Source organism: Sphingomonas sp. KC8 (assembly GCF_002151445.1).
Classification (GTDB): domain Bacteria; phylum Pseudomonadota; class Alphaproteobacteria; order Sphingomonadales; family Sphingomonadaceae; genus Sphingomonas_E.
On record NZ_CP016306.1, the window covers coordinates 1,844,061 to 1,861,996 of the forward strand.

15 protein-coding genes are annotated in these 17,936 nt (G+C 63.7%); 4 read left to right on the forward strand and 11 right to left on the reverse strand.

Annotated features, from left to right (window positions below; genetic code table 11):
* Nucleotides 1–32 precede the first annotated feature (32 nt).
* From KC8_RS08695 to ilvC, 3 genes are all read left to right on the forward strand, one after another.
* Entirely contained in the window at nucleotides 33–1,787 is a 1,755-nt protein-coding gene (locus KC8_RS08695; protein WP_010127096.1) for an acetolactate synthase 3 large subunit, read from the forward strand.
* A gap of 126 nt (nucleotides 1,788–1,913) precedes the next feature.
* A complete protein-coding gene (gene ilvN / locus KC8_RS08700) occupies nucleotides 1,914–2,429 on the forward strand; it encodes an acetolactate synthase small subunit (protein WP_010127097.1) in 516 nt (171 codons plus the stop codon).
* 78 nt (nucleotides 2,430–2,507) lie between these two features.
* Nucleotides 2,508–3,527 (forward strand): ketol-acid reductoisomerase, encoded by a 1,020-nt coding sequence (ilvC, locus tag KC8_RS08705; RefSeq protein ID WP_010127098.1) that lies wholly within the window; start codon nucleotides 2,508–2,510, stop codon nucleotides 3,525–3,527.
* Between the two features lie 42 nt (nucleotides 3,528–3,569).
* On the opposite strand, the gene KC8_RS08710 is transcribed toward ilvC, so the two are convergent.
* The 11 genes from KC8_RS08710 to ybaL all read right to left on the reverse strand — a co-directional run bounded on the left by KC8_RS08710 (nucleotide 3,570) and on the right by ybaL (nucleotide 15,995).
* Entirely contained in the window at nucleotides 3,570–4,220 is a 651-nt protein-coding gene (locus tag KC8_RS08710) for a Pr6Pr family membrane protein (RefSeq protein ID WP_010127099.1), read from the reverse strand.
* Between the two features lie 31 nt (nucleotides 4,221–4,251).
* Nucleotides 4,252–5,070 (reverse strand): pyrroline-5-carboxylate reductase, encoded by an 819-nt coding sequence (proC, locus tag KC8_RS08715; RefSeq protein WP_010127100.1) that lies wholly within the window; start codon nucleotides 5,068–5,070, stop codon nucleotides 4,252–4,254.
* Nucleotides 5,071–5,115: 45 nt separating this feature from the next.
* A complete protein-coding gene (locus tag KC8_RS08720) occupies nucleotides 5,116–5,625 on the reverse strand; it encodes a YbjN domain-containing protein (RefSeq protein WP_029624760.1) in 510 nt (169 codons plus the stop codon).
* 168 nt (nucleotides 5,626–5,793) lie between these two features.
* Nucleotides 5,794–6,087 (reverse strand): accessory factor UbiK family protein, encoded by a 294-nt coding sequence (locus tag KC8_RS08725; RefSeq protein ID WP_010127103.1) that lies wholly within the window; start codon nucleotides 6,085–6,087, stop codon nucleotides 5,794–5,796.
* A gap of 31 nt (nucleotides 6,088–6,118) precedes the next feature.
* A complete protein-coding gene (locus KC8_RS08730) occupies nucleotides 6,119–6,673 on the reverse strand; it encodes a TspO/MBR family protein (RefSeq protein WP_029624761.1) in 555 nt (184 codons plus the stop codon).
* 42 nt (nucleotides 6,674–6,715) lie between these two features.
* Nucleotides 6,716–9,838 carry an efflux RND transporter permease subunit gene (locus KC8_RS08735; protein WP_010127105.1) on the reverse strand — a complete coding sequence of 1,041 codons (3,123 nt, stop codon included), beginning with the start codon at nucleotides 9,836–9,838 and terminating at the stop codon, nucleotides 6,716–6,718.
* A gap of 4 nt (nucleotides 9,839–9,842) precedes the next feature.
* Entirely contained in the window at nucleotides 9,843–10,907 is a 1,065-nt protein-coding gene (locus KC8_RS08740; RefSeq protein WP_010127106.1) for an efflux RND transporter periplasmic adaptor subunit, read from the reverse strand.
* Nucleotides 10,908–11,227: 320 nt separating this feature from the next.
* Nucleotides 11,228–12,313 (reverse strand): Rieske 2Fe-2S domain-containing protein, encoded by a 1,086-nt coding sequence (locus KC8_RS08745; protein WP_010127108.1) that lies wholly within the window; start codon nucleotides 12,311–12,313, stop codon nucleotides 11,228–11,230.
* A gap of 220 nt (nucleotides 12,314–12,533) precedes the next feature.
* On the reverse strand, nucleotides 12,534–13,244 hold the full coding sequence (locus KC8_RS08750; RefSeq protein WP_086495555.1) for an EthD domain-containing protein: 711 nt from the start codon (nucleotides 13,242–13,244) through the stop codon (nucleotides 12,534–12,536).
* 82 nt (nucleotides 13,245–13,326) lie between these two features.
* Nucleotides 13,327–14,280: a cation diffusion facilitator family transporter gene (locus KC8_RS08755; protein ID WP_037496793.1), complete on the reverse strand. Its 954-nt coding sequence runs from the start codon at nucleotides 14,278–14,280 to the stop codon at nucleotides 13,327–13,329.
* A 71-nt stretch (nucleotides 14,281–14,351) separates the two neighbouring features.
* A complete protein-coding gene (ybaL, locus tag KC8_RS08760; RefSeq protein WP_010127023.1) occupies nucleotides 14,352–15,995 on the reverse strand; it encodes a YbaL family putative K(+) efflux transporter in 1,644 nt (547 codons plus the stop codon).
* A gap of 136 nt (nucleotides 15,996–16,131) precedes the next feature.
* On the opposite strand from ybaL, the gene KC8_RS08765 reads away from it, so the two are divergent.
* A complete protein-coding gene (locus KC8_RS08765; protein WP_010127022.1) occupies nucleotides 16,132–17,928 on the forward strand; it encodes a cation:proton antiporter domain-containing protein in 1,797 nt (598 codons plus the stop codon).
* Nucleotides 17,929–17,936 lie beyond the last annotated feature (8 nt).

A 17,936-nucleotide genomic window follows, 5' to 3' on the forward strand; every position in this document is an offset into this window, starting at 1 on the left:
CCCTCTTCCGAGTGATTGAAAGGACGAATGCGATGGTTGCCGAACGCTCCGGCGCGGACATTTTGATCGAGGCGCTGACGGATCTCGGCGTCGAGGTCGTGTTCGGCTATCCGGGTGGCGCGGTGCTCCCCATCTATGATGCCATCTTCCGCCAGCAGAAGATTCGCCACATTCTCGTCCGCCAGGAAGGCGGCGCGGTGCACGCGGCCGAAGGCTATGCCCGGTCGACCGGCAAGCCCGGCGTCGTCCTCGTCACATCCGGCCCGGGCGCGACCAACGCCGTCACCGGCATTGCCGACGCGCTGCTCGATTCGATCCCGCTGGTGATCATCACAGGGCAAGTTCCGACGGCGCTGATCGGCACCGACGCGTTCCAGGAATGCGACACGATCGGCATCACCCGCCACTGCACCAAGCATAATTATCTGGTGAAAGATCCGGCCAAGCTTGGCGATATCGTCCATGAGGCGTTCCACATCGCGACTTCGGGCCGCCCCGGCCCGGTCGTGATCGATCTGCCCAAGGACGTTCAGGTCGCCACCGCGCATTATCGCAAGCCCGGCGCCGGCGCGCTGCCGCACAAGGGCTATCGCCCGCAGGTGAAGGCCGAACCGACGCTGATCGACGCTGCGGTCGAAATGCTGGCGGCGGCCGAACGGCCGATCCTCTACACCGGCGGCGGCATCATCAATTCGGGTCCGGCCGCCAGCCAGATCCTGCGTGAACTGGCCCGCATCACCGGCGCGCCCGTCACCTCGACCCTGATGGGCCTCGGCGCGTTCCCGGCATCCAGCCCGCAATGGCTGGGGATGCTGGGCATGCACGGCACCTACGAAGCCAATCTGGCGATGAACGAAGCGGACCTGATCGTCTGTCTCGGCGCCCGCTTCGACGATCGCGTCACGGGCAGGCTCGATGCGTTCAGCCCGAAATCGAAGAAGATCCACATCGATATCGATCGCTCGTCGATCAACAAGAATGTCCGCGTGGACCTGCCGATCGTCGGCGATGTCGGCCGCGCGATGGAAGACATGGTCAAGCTGTGGAAGGCACGCCAGCATGGCGGCCAGGATCTGAAGCCGTGGTTCGCCCGGATCGATCAGTGGCGCGCGCGCAAATGCCTGTCCTTCCCCGAATCGACCAAGGAGATCATGCCGCAGCTCGCCATCCGGCGTCTGTGGGAGGCGACCCGCACGAAGAACCCGATCATCTCCACCGAAGTCGGCCAGCACCAGATGTGGGCGGCCCAGCACTTCGATTTCGAGGGCCCGAACAAGTGGCTCACCTCGGGCGGCCTTGGCACGATGGGCTATGGCCTGCCCGCCGCGATCGGCGCGCAGATCGGCAACCCGAATGCGCTCGTCATCGATATTGCCGGCGAAGCATCGATCCTGATGAACATTCAGGAGATGTCGACGGCGACGCAATATCGCCTGCCGGTGAAGATCTTCATCCTGAACAACGAATATATGGGCATGGTCCGCCAGTGGCAGGACCTGACCTATGGCGGCCGTTATTCGGAAAGCTATTCGGAAGCCCTGCCCGATTTCGTGAAGCTGGCCGAGGCCTATGGCTGGACGGGCCTGCGCATCGAGAATGTGGCCGATCTGGACGCCGGGATCGAAGCGATGATCAGCACCCCCGGCCCGGTGATGGTGGATTGCCGCGTCGCCAAACTCGCCAACTGCTTCCCGATGATCCCGTCGGGCGCCGCGCATACGGACATGATCCTGCAGGCCAACGAAGTATCCGGCGAAATGGACGACGAGGCCAAGGCGCTGGTTTGAGTTTCGCGTCCCTTCCACGACCGTCATTCCCGCGAAGGCGGGAATCCATATGCCGGGCGGTCGCGGATTTTTCGTAGCGGCAGAGATTATGGATCCCCGCCTTCGCGGGGATGACGGGATAAACGAATGCACATCAAGGAAGAAACCGTCGAGCGCCACACGCTCTCCGTCATCGTCGACAACGAGGCGGGTATTTTGGCGCGGATCGCGGGGATGTTTTCATCGCGCGGCTACAATATCCAGAGCCTGACCGTCGCCGAAGTGACGGAAGATGAAACGATCAGCCGCATCACCATCGTCACCGCCGCCGCGCGTGCGGTGATCGACCAGATCATCGCCCAGCTCGACCGGCTGGTGAATGTCCACAAGGTGACCGACCTTACCGAGCTTGGCCCCCATGTGGAGCGCGAACTGGCGCTGGTGAAGGTCAAGGGCACCGGCGATCAGCGGATCGAAGCGCTGCGTCTGGCCGAAGTCTATCGCGCCCGCGTGGTCGATGCGACGATTTCGAGCTTCGTGTTCGAAGTTACCGGGGGATCTGAAAAGATCGATAAATTCCTTGAACTTATGCGCGAAGTTGGCCTGATCGAAGTCGCCCGCACGGGCGTGGCCGCCATCGCCCGGGGCAAGGAACCCGCCTGAACCTTCACTCCTGTCCGCTTGAGGCCTATGGAGCCGGGCGGACTGCTTTCAACCGATCACATCGCAGGGAAGACCAACATGCGCGTTTATTACGACCGGGACGCCGATATCGGCCTGATCAAGACCAAGAAGGTCGCCATCCTCGGCTATGGCAGCCAGGGCCATGCCCATGCCCAGAACCTTCGTGATTCGGGCGTTGCCGAAGTCGCGATCGCACTGCGCGCCGGTTCGGCGACCGCCAAGAAGGCCGAAGAAGCCGGCTTCAAGGTGCTGACCAACGCCGAAGCCGCCAAGTGGGCCGACATCGTCATGATCCTGGCGCCCGACGAACATCAGGCCGCGATCTACGAAGACGATCTCAAGGACAATCTGAAGCCGGGCGCGGCGATTGCGTTCGCCCACGGCCTGAACGTCCATTTCGGCCTGATCGAGCCGCGCGCCGATCTCGACGTGTTCATGATCGCACCGAAGGGCCCCGGCCACACCGTGCGCGGCGAATATGTGAAGGGCGGCGGCGTGCCCTGCCTGATCGCAATCGCGCAGGACGCATCGGGCAACGCCCATGACGTCGCACTGTCTTACGCGTCGGCAGTCGGCGGCGGCCGTTCGGGCGTGATCGAAACGACCTTCAAGGAAGAGTGCGAAACCGATCTGTTCGGCGAACAGGCCGTGCTGTGCGGCGGCCTCACCCACCTCATCCAGGCGGGTTTCGAAACGCTGGTCGAAGCCGGTTACGCCCCGGAAATGGCCTATTTCGAATGCCTCCACGAAGTGAAGCTGATCGTCGACCTGATGTATGAAGGCGGCATCGCCAACATGCGTTATTCGATCTCGAACACAGCCGAATATGGCGACATCCACACCGGCCCGCGCCTCATCACCGCCGACACCAAGGCCGAAATGAAGCGCGTCCTCGCGGACATCCAGGAAGGCCGCTTCGTGAAGCGCTTCATCCTCGACAACCGCGCCGGTCAGCCGGAACTGAAGGCCAGCCGCAAGCTCGCCGCAGAACATCCGATCGAAAAGGTCGGTTCGGAACTGCGCGCGATGATGCCCTGGATCGGCAAGAACAAGCTGGTCGACAAGGCCAAGAACTAAGCGAGACCTGGGGGATTGGGTTCGGCCCGATCCCCCAACCTTTTATGCGGGCCTGTCCCGCGCCAGAAGCCGATCGATCAGGATCACGCCCGCGCACAGCGCCGCGAAGACGATCAACAGGCCGGCAATATTCGCCGCCACCCGGCCATAGCCCAGCACCGCCGCATCCAGCACCGGATAGGGATAAGCGCGCACGACCTCCCCCCGCGCGAGCGCATAGAGCGCATAAGCGAACGGCCATGCCGCAATCACGGGGATGCGCCGCATCGTTACACCGCCATGTGGCGCAAACCGCAGCCACCAGCCGGCATAGAAAAGCGGTGCCGCATAATGCAGCGCGACATCCGCCACCGCAAACCAGCCCTGCGGCGCCCATGTCGACGCCAGCACGAAATGGTAGAAGGCGCAGACGAACAGCATCACCCCCGTCATGCCGGCCCGCACCACGGGGCGGCGGAGCCGTGCCAGTGACGGCGCACCACTCGCACTCGCAAGATGGACGAGCACGAGGGCCGCGTTGCTCAGGATCGTGAAGAAACTGAAATAATATTCGATTGCGCCGGCCAGACTGCGGCCATTGACCATCGCCTGAGGCACGGTGAGCGAAAATTGGAGGACCAGTGCTACAAGCCCGAAGCCGAAGCCCGCCCACGCCAGCAGGACACCTAGGCGGCCTGCTTGGTCCTCATCCATCGCCAGCCTCCCTTGTCAGGCGCGCCCGCGATCAGTTACCCCGTGCCGCAGCCGCCATTTCAGCGTTGCGCCGCGCCGACGCCGCGAGCGTGCGGGCCAGAAGATCGCGGATCGCGCCGCCTTCGTCCAGCACGTTCATCCCTTCGCGCGTGCTGCCGCCGGGGCTGGCCACGCGATCGGCCAGGATCGCCGGGCTTTCGTCCGATGCCGCTGCGAGCAACGCGGCGCCCTCCACCGTCGCCAGCGCCAGCCGCGCCGCCTGATCGGCCGGCAGGCCCAGCGCAGCGCCGGCATCGGCCATCGCATCGATGAAACGGAACAGGAAGGCCGGGCCGCAGCCCGACAGCGCGGTCACCGCATCGAACTGATCCTCGCGCGCGATCCATTCGACGAGGCCCAGTGGCGCGGTCAGCCGTTCGGCAAGGGCCTGCGCTGCCGCATCGAGACCCGAGCCATACAGCGCCATCACGCCCTTGCCGATCGCAACCGGCGTGTTGGGCATGACGCGGACGACGGCTGTGGGCTTTGGAAAACGCTCGCGCAGCGATCCGATCTCGACCCCGGCGAGGATCGACACCAGCAGCGTCTCGCGCTCCAGCGCCCCCGCGATCGCCGGCGCCACGACATCGAGCAATTGCGGCTTCACCGCGAGCACCAGTACAGCCGGCGCGGCCCCGTCGGGCGGGGGCGCGGCCAGCGCGAGCACGCCTTCGGGCAGGTCCTTCGCTGCCGGATCGATCACCGTCACCTGCCGTGGATCCAGCCCGGCTGCCAGCCAGCCGCGCAGCATCGCGCCGCCCATATTGCCGGCACCGACCAACCAGAGCGGCCCTTCGAGAAGTTCAGACACGCTTAAATCTCCCAGCCGGCCCCCGGCGGCACCCGTTAACAGGCCCTATGCTTCGCCCTGCGTTTCGATCAGCGCGGCGGCAATCGCTTCCTGCGGGGTCTTGTCCGCCCACAGGACGAACTGAAACACCGGGTAGAAACGTTCGCATTCGTCGATCGCGGCTTCGACCAGCGTTTCCGCCTGTTCGATCGTCAGCATCGATTCCTGCCCGTTTTCAAGCAGGGTGGCGTGGCGGAACAGCAGCATGCCGGACGACGCCCACATTTCGAAATGACCGATCCAGAGCTGTTCGTTGATCAGCCCGATCGTTTCGTACAGCGTGCCGCGCTTGTCCGCCGGAACGCGAATATCGGGCAGCGCCAGAAACTGAAGGACACGATCTTCCTCCCGCCAGACCGCACGCAACTCATATTGCGCCCAGCTGCCCTGGAAGTTGGCGACGATTTCCTCGTCACCGGTGCGCTCATGATTCCAGCCATGCGCGGCGAAATATTGTTCGAGCATGTCGATCGGGGCGCTTGCGTCCCGGCCGCTCTCGAAATCGTCGACAGTCATATGGCCCTCCCCAGCGGGCGTTGTGGTGTCACCGTGGACGGCGATGTTCCATGTGACAAGCGCGCAGAAGGCCACCCGCGTCGCGCGTTCGCGACAAAGTTGTGGATGAAAATCCCTGTCGATCGCGACGGGCAGGCCACTTTGCCGGCAGCCTGCCTGGAAGATAATCTAGGCGTCAGCGGATTCCGCTCCCGATTTGGGCTTGGCAGCCTTCGGTTTGGCAGTCTGCGCCTCAAGCGCATCGAGCCGCGCCTTGAGCGCATCGGCCTCATCACGGGCTGCAACCGCCATTGCCTTGACCGCTTCAAATTCATCACGGCTGACGAAATCCAAGCCGCCGATCCATTCCTTGGCCCGCGCCCGTGCGCCCGCCTCGGCTTCGCGACCGACCCCGGCCAGCGTGCCGGCGGCGCCATTGAGCACCTTCACGAAGTCATCAAAAAAGCGATTGTCCGATTGCATGTTCCGGGCGCTCCCATGCGCGTTATCTGAATTATAGACTGATCTGGGTGCGGACACGTCCCGGTGCAAGCGATTCCGCATCAGGATTGAGCCGCATCACTTCGAAATTGAGCACCGTCGCCAGGATCAGCCAGGCGACATAGGGCAGCAGCAGCAGCCCGGCGATCTTGCGAATCCGCCAGAAACGCCATGTCGTCATCACCACCACAACCAGCAATATGCCGATCAGCGCCAGAGCGGCCGTCACCTGATGCGCCGCGAAAAACAGGGGTGACCATGCCAGATTGAGGATCAGCTGAACCGCAAAGAAGGCCAGTGCCACCTGCCGGCCCCGCGCGCCGCGAGCGGACACGATCAGCGCCAGCGCGAAGCCCATCAGCACATAGAGGATCGACCATACGACGCCGAACACCCACCCCGGCGGCATGATCGCCGGCTTTTGCAGGGCATTGAACCACGGATTGTCATACCCCGAATTGGCCAGCCATCCCGAAAGAATGCCGAGCAACAGGACTAGCGGCACCAGCACCAAGGCCCACCGAACGAATGCCATGCGTAATTGTGACTGCGAAGCGATCTGGCCCATGCCTGTCCGTTCCCCCAAAACCCACGACCGCCCCCGGCCGCGTCATTCAGCGGGCTGAGTCTGCCCCGGTCCGCTGCCATTTGCCAGTGCTTCGTCCAATTTCCGGCTTACCGCCAGTGGCGATCCCGTCCGTCGAGCCATCAACACGTACAGTACCGGAATCATGAACAGCGTAATGATTGTCGCGATGCTGACGCCCCAGACGACAACCACGCCGATCGCGCGCCGCGCCCCTGCGCCGGCGCCGCCCGCCAACATCAGCGGAACAGCGCCCGCCACCGTCGCGATCGACGTCATCAGGATCGGCCGCAAACGGCGAACCGAAGCCTGCCTGATCGCATCGACGAACGCCACGCCTTCATCGCGCAGCTGATTCGCAAACTCGACAATCAGGATACCGTTCTTCGCCGCCAGCCCGACGAGCATGACGATGCCGACCTGGCTATAAAGGTTGAGCGTCTGGCCCATCACCGCCAGCCCGATCACCCCGCCCGCCACCGCCAGTGGCACGGTGGTAATGATCACGCCCGGATGGACGAAACTTTCAAACTGGGCGGCCAGCACAAGATAGACGACGACGATCGTCAGCAGGAACACCAGCAGGATCGATCCGCCGCTCTCCTTGAACGCCTGGCTTTCGCCACGATAGCCGACCGCCGTCACTTCCGGCGCGGCCGCGGCCTGCTGTTCGAGGAAGGTGAGCGCCTGGCCCAGCGAGTAGCCCGGCGCAAGTCCGCCCGACAAGGTGATCGCGCGCATCTTGTTGTAGCGGCCCAGTTCGCGGGCGTCGGCGCTTTCGCGCACGGAGACGAGATTGGCGAGCGGGACGAGCTGGCCCGACTGCGACCGCACATGAACGCGGCCGAGATCTTCCTCGACCTTGCGGCCAGACGGTTCGGCCTGGACGATGACGCGATATTCCTCGCCCCGATCGACATAGGTCGACACGCGGCGCGACCCCATCAGCGTCTGCAATGCCTGGCTGACCGCGTTGACCGATACGCCCAGATCACCGGCCCGCGCGGTATCGACGTCGATCAGCAGTTGCGGCTTGGTTTCCTTATAATCGGAATCGAGATTGATGATCCCGGGATTTTCCTGTGCCGCCGCAAGGATACGATCACGCGCACGCGCCAGATCGGCATAGTTGGATCCGGCGATGACGAAATTGAGCGGCTGGCCACGGCCACGGCCCAGCGACGATGGCGAATTCGCGTTGCCGCGCATCGCCGGCAGATCGCGCAGCTTGGCGTTCACCGCGTCGACCACGTCCTGCGTCTTGATATCGCGCTCTTCCCACGGCTTCAGGAACAGCGTCATGCCGCCGCTATTGAAATCCTCGGTCGCGCCGAAGCTGGCCGGAACGCGGGTGATCGCGCGGCGGACGACACCATCATCCACCATCGGCAGCACGAGTTGTTCAACCTTGTGCATCTGCCGGTCAAGTTCGTCGAAACCCGTGCCCTCGGCGGTGCTGAGCTGAAGCTGGACGATGCCGATATCCTCGGTCGGCACCAATTCCGATTTCAGGGTCAGAAACAGGCCGGCCGCCCCGGCCAACACCAGCCCAACGATCCCCAGCACCAGCACGGGACGCGCGATCGCCCGCGCGACCAGCCCGGCATAAGCGGTTTCGATCCGACGGAAACGATCATCGATCCACTGCGCAAGCCGCCCGCGCTCCTGATGGCGCAACAGCTTGGAACACAGCATCGGCGCAAGGGTGAGCGCCAGGAAACCCGAAAAGGCAACCGCACCGATCATCGCCGCGGCCAATTCCCGGAACAACAGGCCCGACTGGCCGGCAATGAACATCACGGGCACGAACACCGCACAAACGACGAGCGTGGTGGAAATCACCGCGAACCCCACCTGCCGCGTGCCGAGATAGGCCGCCGCCAGCGGATCTTCGCCCTGTTCGATACGATGGTGGATATTTTCAAGGACGACGATCGCATCGTCGACGACAAGGCCGATCGCCAGCACCAGTGCCAGCAAGGTCAGCAGGTTGATCGAGAAACCAAGCGACCACAGCACCGCGAAGGTAGCCAGCAGACAGATCGGTACGGTAATCGCCGGGATCAACGTCGCCCGCCAGCTACCCAGAAAAAGGAAAATCACCGCAACGACGAGGACCGCCGCCTCGCCCATCGTGTGATAGACGCCTTGAATCGCGCGCGAGATGAACAGCGAGCTATCGGTGCCCAGCCCCATCGTCATACCCGGCGGCAGATTTTTGCGCATTTCGTCGGCGACCTTCTTGGCCGCATCCGCCACCGCCAGCGTATTCGCGCCCGACTGACGGACGATGCCGACACCGACACCCGTCTGCCCGTTCGCCCGAAACGACGTGTAGAGATTTTCCGGCGCCTGCTCGACGCGCGCGACATCCCCCAGCCGGACAAGATAGCCATCCGCCCCGCGCCCGACGACAAGCCGCGCAAACTCCTCCGCCGTCGCGAACGGGCGGTTGACGCGCACCGTGACATTCTGGCTCTGCGCTTCGATACGGCCGGCCGGAAGTTCGACATTCTGGGTGCGTAGCGCGGTTTCCACGTCCCCCGGCGTCAGGCCGAACGCCGCCAGCTTTTCCGGGATCAGCCACACCCGCATCGCCGGCCGCGCTTCGCCGCCAATCTGGACGCGGGCAACGCCATCGATCGCAGACAGGCGATCGACCAGCGTGCGATCGACATAATCCGACAACTGAATGCGCGACCATCCGGGCGGCGCCGACAACGTGAACCACAGGATCGGCTGCGCATCGGCATCGACCTTGCGGATTTCGGGTGGCAGCACATCATCGGGCAGATCATCGGCGACGCCGCCGACACGATCGCGCACATCATTAGCCGCCGCATCGATATCGCGGCCGGGGGTAAATTCGACCGAAATGTCGGACATGCCGTCGCGCGATCGCGAGGTAATCGTCTGGATGCCTTCGATCCCGGCCAATCGTTCTTCGATCAGCTGGGTGACACGGCTTTCGACGACGTTGGCAGCCGCCCCGGTATAGGTGGTCTCCACCGACACGATCGGCGGATCGACATCAGGATATTCGCGAACCGACAGGCTGAAGAATGCGACAATGCCGACGATCGTCAACAGGATCGCCAGCACCGCCGCGAACACCGGGCGCTTGACCGAAACGTCGGAAAGCAACATCGCCTTATTTCCCTGCCGACGCCCGTTGCGCGGAGGCGGCATTATCGGCCCCGGCAGTACGAACCTTGCCGCCGTCGGCCACCTTGACCACGCCTTCGCCGACGACTTTCTGGCCGGGTTTCAGCCCTGCAACGATTTCAATCAGCCCTCTGTCGCGTACGCCTGTCTTCACCGGCACACGCTTGACGATATTGTCCGGGCCGATCACGAACACGAAACGGTCGCTACCCTGCCCGACAACCGACAGTTCGGGCACCGCTGGCGACGTGCGCGGCGAGGCTTCGATCGCGACGCTCATCAGCATGCCGGGCTTCAGCCTGCGATCGCCATTGGGCAGCACCGCACGCACCATCACCGATCGTGTGGCCGGATCGACCACCGGATCAATCGTCGCGATCGTGCCGCGAAACGGCTGATCCGAATATGCGGCCGAACGCGCGTCAATCGCCTGTCCGGGCGCGATCGTCGCCAGCATGGTTTCGGGCACCGGAAAGTCGAGCTTGATTTCGGATATATCGCTGATCGTGGCGATTTCGGTTCCCGCCGTCACCACCGCACCCGCCGAAACCGTTCGCAGCGACGCATATCCGGCGAAGGGCGCACGGATCACCCGATCCCCGATCGACGCGATCGCCTCCGCCGCCTGCGCACGGGCCGATGCCGCCGCCGCCGCCACCTGCGCATCGACGCTGGCGTTGGTGGCGAACCCCCGGTCCTTGAGGTGCGACAGGCGGGCCAGCTGCTGCTCTGCCTCGCGGGCGCGGGCGCGGGCATCGGCAAGCTGGGCATTCTGCTGGCCCTGGGCAAGCACCGCGATGATCTGCCCGCGCGCAACGAAACCGCCATCTTCGAAACTGATCCGATCGATGCGCTGTGTCACGGGTGCGGACAGCGTAACCTGTTCGCGTGCGCGCGCTGTGCCAACCGCCTCGACACGCTCGACAAAGCGCGCCGGAGCGACAATCGCAGCGGTGACGAGCGGCGCCTGACTGCCGCCACCTTCCGCTTTCTTTCCAGAGCCGCAGGAGGCCAGCGCCAGCGCGATGACGGGGATAAGAAAATGTCGCATCGGGGTTAGAATAGAACTCGCCTTTGATTGCGCCAAACCAAAACGCACTGCGCCCGAAAATCGGACACCGCCTCCCCCAAGGCCCGTCCGCCTTATGCCACAGCCAGCCGCCGCGCAAATTTCAAGCTTGATACAATGGCGTAAGGCCCAACAGCCGATAAGCAGCCAAGCGGGTCTATTTGATGACACGGGCCAGCCATCGCCGGCCCCTGCCCCCGATGTGGCTTTCGACAAACGCACCACATTCTTCGACAAACGCAAAAAGGGCGGAGCAACCTTCGCTGCCCCGCCCCCTTTTTTGTTTCGATCCGATCAGCGGTTCAGGCGACCTGCTGGTCCCATGGCGCGTTGACCGTGCCGCGCGTGACGATCGTGCCGTTGACGCGGGCGCGGAATTCCGGCGCGCGGGCACGCGGATTGTAGAACTGGCGATACCAGATCCGCAACTTGCCGATCGGCCCATCACCAAGCACTGCCATCGGATTGAAGCAGGGACGCTTGTTCGCCCACACTTCGAAATCCTGGCTGAAGGCATCGCACGACGCCTGCTGATACGCCTGCGCCAGCACCAGTTCCTCGTCGGACGGAACCGCGCCCGGCACCTTGACGAGCAGGCCGTGCCACACCTTGACGACACCATCGTCGACAGGTGTGTGCGTGATCAGGATGATCGACGGGAACTGGCCTTCCATCTTCGAAATCAGGATGCCCGGGCCGGTGTACCAGGTATCGGTGTACAACGGCTCGCCACCTTCAGCCGAAAGCGTGCGGTGGCCCGACGACATGCGCTGAACGACCTTGTGGTCGTTAAAATCATTTTCGAACAGAATCACGTCCTGCGTGCCGTGGATCGGCTCGAAATGGGCGCGGTCAGCCATGTTATCGAGAATTTCGATCGGATGGCTGTTGAGCAAACCAAGGCGGTCCATCTTCCAGTTCACCCAATGCGGCGCGCCATATTCGGCAAATTCCGGCAGATCATATTCCGGTTCACCGCCTTCGGGATCCCACCACATCCAGATACAGCCGGCGCGCTCCACGACCGGCCAGCTTTCCAGCTTGGCGGCGCCGGGCACCTTCTGCGGCGAATAAGGGATCTGGTTGCAGCGGCCGTCCGGCCCGAAACGCCAGCCGTGATAGGGGCAGCGAATCGAATCCCCTTCGACCTGATTGCCGTCGCGGATCACGTAGGATGTGGTGTTGCGGCCGAGATGCGCCCCCATATGCGGGCAATAAGCGTCGACCATATGAAGCGCGCCGGATTCACCCCGATACAGCACCATATCACGCCCAAAATAGCGGACCGACAGCGGCTTGGTGCCTTCCAGTTCGTCCGTATCCGCGACCATGAACCATCCGCGTGGGAAAGTCTGTTCGCCAAGGCCATATTCCGCCGTCGTCGCCATCTTCACTCTCCGACTGTCGCGATCGCCCTGGACCGCGCCAATGAATTACCGGCAGCCGCGATGCGGCCGCGCGTTATCATATCATTGCGGCCGGGCGCCGCCGCCCTCCATTTGGAGGAGGCATTCATATCACTGATCCGCCGTAACATTAAACGCATTAACCGCACATTTCGGGACATGATGCGACCGTCATGCCGTGATTACGACACACCCCGGCCAATCAAAGAACAGGTCGCACCTCGAACTGGCTGGTCTGGATCACGTCAATCCGCGAAAAATCCATGAACTGCGCACAGGCCTCGAACATCAGCCGCTTGTTTTCCGCCTCCTTCGCTGCATCGCCAACTGCGTCATAATAAGCCGCTTCATCGTTGAACGCTTCCGCCGGGAAACATTCCTCGACAATCGCGACGAATGCCGGCGCGCCATAGGTCAGCGGGCGGACCACCAGATTCTGGCGATATTCGAAATTGGCCTGCGTTTCGATCGCGACCGACGTCTGCACGGTCTTCCAGTTATGGACGAACTCCTCGTGCGTCATCTTCGGCGGCTGGCCGATGAAAGCGAGTTGCGAGAAACCTGCGGTCCGCTGGCCCGGCACCGGTGGATGCAATGTGTTTGGCAAAGGCACGGATTCGCAGACCAGCCAGGCGGCAAAGCGCGGTGCGACGGCGGCGATGATATCATCGATCGGCTTACGATAGGGATCGTGCGAACAATTGACCCAGACCTGGATCACCGCATCCATCTGCGGGCGGATATTGGCGATGCGCGGCACATTGCCGCCAACGACCGCATCATCCGCCACATTGACCCGCACAGCGAGCGTGTGAGCACCCAGCGCAGGGGCGACTTCTTCAAGCAGGCGGCGGTTGAACAGGTCGGCCGGAACCGCGTCACTGCGCCACAATGCGTATATTATCTTCTCCATGCGTCTCCATTCCGGTCACCCGCCCGCGTCTTGTTGCGCGTTCGCGTATCATGGAACAGGCTGTCGCTACGGTCCAGCCGGATCAGATATGAAAGGCGCAATCACCGCATTCGTCCTGTTCGATCTGCAAGGTGGCATGGCCGATGCCGAAGCGCTCATGCAGCATCGTGGCCGTCGCGCGCAGGAACGCATCGCCCGGATGGCCATCGGGGATCACGAGATGCGCCGTCAACGCGGTTTCGGTCGTACTGGTCGGCCAGATGTGAAGATGGTGAACCCGCGCGACCCCTTCGACTTCGCCGAGCGCGCGGACGACAGCCCCCGGATCGATCCGGTTGGGCACCGCCTGCATCGCCATCGCCAGCGATTCCCGCAGCAGCCCCCAGGTGCCGGCAACGATCACCGCGACGATGACCAGGCTGGTTGCCGGATCGATCCACGTCGCCCCTGTCTTGAGCGTCAGCAGGCCCGCGATGACCACGCCGGCGGATACCGCCGCGTCCGCCGCCATATGGAGGAAGGCGCCGCGGATATTGATGTCACCCTGGCTGCCCCGTGCGAATAGCAGGGCGGTGCCAAGATTGATGACGATGCCGATCCCGGCGACGATCATCACCGTCCCGCCCGAAACCGGCGCGGGCGCCGAGAAACGCTGAATCGCCTCCAGCGCGATCGCCCCGCAAGCCACCATCAGAAAAACGGCGTTGAACAGCGCGGCCAGAATCGATGAACCGCGCAAACCATATGTGAAACGCGCGGTTGGCCGACGGCGCGACAGGCGCCAGGCGCCCCATGCGATGACGAGGCCAAGCACGTCGGACAGATTGTGCCCGGCATCGGCCAGCAGCGCCATCGATCCGGTGACGAAGCCGTAAAACCCCTCAATCCCGACAAAAGCGAGGTTGAGTGCAATGCCGATCCCGAAGACGCGACCATAATTCACCGGGCCATGGCTGTGCCCACCGGCCCCGTGATGATGGCCATGGCCGTTGTCATGGCCTGCCGCGTGATGATGGTTGTGGTGGGCGCCGCCCATATCGTCCTTGAATCCCGCGCCCTTTATCAATCGCCCTCTAGGGACGCCAGGATCGGCCGCCGGTCAAGACGTTAGTGCCCGTTTTTGATCTCCGTCCGCGCCTCATCGATCATGCGCTGCGCTATTTCGCGCTCGCCCATGATCGTGCGATCGGCGCCATGCGCCTTGAGATAGTCGACCTCGGCATCGCTGTGCGCGCGGGCAATGATCCGCAGGCGCGGGTTGAGCGCACGGGCCTGTTCGACGATCTGGCCCGCCTCGAAACTTTCGGGGATCGCCACGAACAGCATCCGGGCTTCCTCGATCTTCGCATCGCGCAGCAGTTGCCCGGCGGCGGCGTTGCCAACCAGCAACCGCGCCACGCCCTGCTCCGGCAGGTTCGACGTATCCGGTTCCGCCTCGATCACCGTAACCCGCTCGCCCACGCCGATCAGCCCGGCCGAAACGAGGCTGCCGACACGGCCGTGGCCGACCAGGACGACATGACCGGACAGCGGCGCAAGCGGCGGCTCCTCCTTGGCCGGGGCGCCATCGCCTTCCCCCGTGAGCCGCCCCCCGAAACGATCGATCAGCGAGAATAGCAACGGATTCAGCATGATCGACAGGATCGCACCGGCCAGGATGAGATCGCGCCCTTCGGCCGGCAGCAGTTTCAGCGAGAAGCCGAGCGTGGCGAGAATGAACGAAAACTCGCCGATCTGGGCAAGGCTGGTGGCGATGGTTAGCGCAGTCTTGCGGCTGCGCCCGAACGCCCGAACGATCATGAAGGCCGCGATCGACTTACCGACGAGGATGATCAGCACCGTCGCCAGCAGCGGCAGCGGCTGCTCCGTCACGATTGCCGGATTGAACAGCATGCCCACCGACACGAAAAACAGCACGGCGAACGCATCGCGCAGCGGCAACGTCTCTTCGGCGGCTCGTTGGCTCAGGGGCGATTCGGCCAGGATCATGCCCGCAAAGAACGCGCCCAACGCAAAGGACACGCCGAACAGCACGGCGGCACCGAACGCCACGCCCAGCGCAATCGCCAGCACCGCCAGCCGGAACAGTTCGCGCGATCCGGTATGCGCCACTTCGTGCAGCATCCACGGCACCACCCGCCGGCCGACGATCAGCATGAAGGCGATGAACGCCCCGACCTTGCCGATGGTGATCGCCAAGGTCAGCGCCAGGCCCGATCCGCTGCCACCGCCGACGGCTATTGCCGGGATCAGAACCAGCGCGAGGACCATCACCAGATCTTCGACGATCAGCCAGCCGACCGCGATCTGGCCGCGCTCCGTATCGACGATCCGGCGTTCCTGCAGCGCGCGCAGCAGCACCACGGTCGACGCCACGGACAAGGCGAGGCCGAAGACGAAGCCGCCGATGACCGTCCATCCCATCATCCAGGCCAGCGCCATCCCGAGCAGGGTTGCCACGCCAATCTGCACCAGCGCGCCCGGCACCGCGATCTTGCGGACCGCCATCAGGTTCTTGACCGAGAAATGCAGACCGACGCCGAACATCAGCAGGATCACGCCGATTTCAGCCAGTTCATTGGCCAGGCTCTGATTGGCGACATAGCCCGGCGTGAATGGCCCGACCGCGATCCCCGCCAGCAGATAACCGATCAATGGCGACACCCGCAGCCGAAACGCAATTGCGCCGAATATGAAGGCCAGAACGAGGCCTCCGACGATGGTTCCGATGAGCGGTGTGACATGCGGCATGCGGCGAAACGTTCTCCTGGAGGGGCTAGCGGGTAGAACTAAGGACTGATGCGCGAATATGCGAGCTAGAAACAAAATGTAAAAACTGACACGCAAACGCTGGAATTGCGGCGGCGCAGCACGCAAGGTTACGGCGATGCCACTACCGATCCATTCCAACGCATTCAGCGATTCGCTGGTTATCCTCGGCGCCGCCGGCCTTGTCATCCCTGCCTTTGCGCGTTTCCGCGTCAATCCGGTGATCGGATTCATCCTTGTCGGCCTGCTCGTCGGCCCATCGGGGTTGGGGTCGTTGGTCGATCATGCGCCGTGGCTGTTCCATTTTACGATAACCGACGCCCATTCGATCGAGCCATTCGCGGAATTCGGCATCGTCCTCCTGCTCTTTTCGATCGGGCTGGAATTGTCGTTCAAACGCCTCTGGTCGATGCGCGGATCCGTTTTCGGACTTGGCGCGGCCGAACTGATCATTTCGGCGCTGGTGATCGGCATCGCCCTGCACCTTATCGGGCAAAGCTGGGTCGGCGCGATCGGGCTTGGCCTTGCGCTCGCCTTATCGTCGACCGCGCTGGTGCTGCCGATGGCCGGCACCGCATCCAAAGTCGGCCGCACCGCCTTTGCCATGCTGCTGTTCGAGGATCTCGCGCTGGTGCCGATCATCTTCGGGCTGGGCGCCCTGGCCCCCAACGCCACCGATGAAGGCTGGGAAGGCATTCTGACCACATTATGGCAGGGCGGCCTTACCGTCGTCGGATTGATGGTCCTCGGCCGCTTCCTGCTGCCGCGCCTGTTCGCGCAGGCCGCACGCACAAAAAGCCCCGAACTGTTCCTCGCCGCCAGCCTGCTCGTCGTCATCCTGTCGAGCATCGCCACCACGGCAGTCGGCCTGTCGCCGATCGTGGGCGCGCTGCTCGCCGGAATCCTGATCGCTGAAACCGATTACCACACTGAAGTCGAAGTGATCACCGCGCCGTTCAAGGGCCTCGCGCTCGGCGTGTTCCTCATCACCGTGGGCATGAGCCTCGACGTGCGCGTCATCCTCGCCAACTGGCAGGAACTGACGATGGCGGTGGTCGGTGTCGTCGCCGCCAAGGCCATCGTCACCGCCGTCCTGCTGCGGTTCAGCGGCGCCGACCGTGGCGTCGCCGCCGAAACCGGACTGCTGATGGCATCGCCATCGGAAACGACGCTGATCGTGCTGGCCGCCGCAGCGCAGGCCAAACTGATCATGCCGTCGACCGCCGCATTCTGGCAGATCGTGACCGCGATCGGCCTGACCATCACCCCGCTGCTCGCGCGGATCGGCCGCGATGCCGCGCGTCGGGTCGATATGCGCCACCGGGCCGATCCTTCCGAAGAATCGGCGCTGGCACCCGGCCGCGCCATCATCGTCGGCTTTGGCCGCGTTGGCCGGCTCGTCGCGCAGATGCTCGACGCCCACAAGCGGCCTTACATGGCGCTCGACGCCGATATCGATACGATCGCCCATGCCCGCCAGCGCGGATACCAGATCATGTTCGGCGATATCATGCGGCCCGGGATGATCGAACGGCTGCACCTCGACAAGGCCAGCGCGCTGGTGCTGACGATGGACGAACCGGTGCAGATCGTCCGCACCGTCGCCCGTGTCCGCGCCCTTTACCCCGATCTCACCATCGTTGCCCGCGCCCGCGACCCGAACCACGCCGCCGAACTGTACAAGGCCGGCGCCACCGATGCCGTACCCGAAACACTCGAATCCTCACTGCAACTATCCGAAGCCGTGCTGGTCGATCTCGGCGTCGCGATGGGGCCGGTGATCGCGTCGATCCACGAAAAGCGCGCCGAATTGCGCGCCAAAATCATGCAAATGGCGCAAACCACCCGCGAACCGCCACTGCGCGTCCGCCGCCTGCGCGACGTGAAACCGCAGGAAGCCGACGACGCTGCCTAACCATTGCA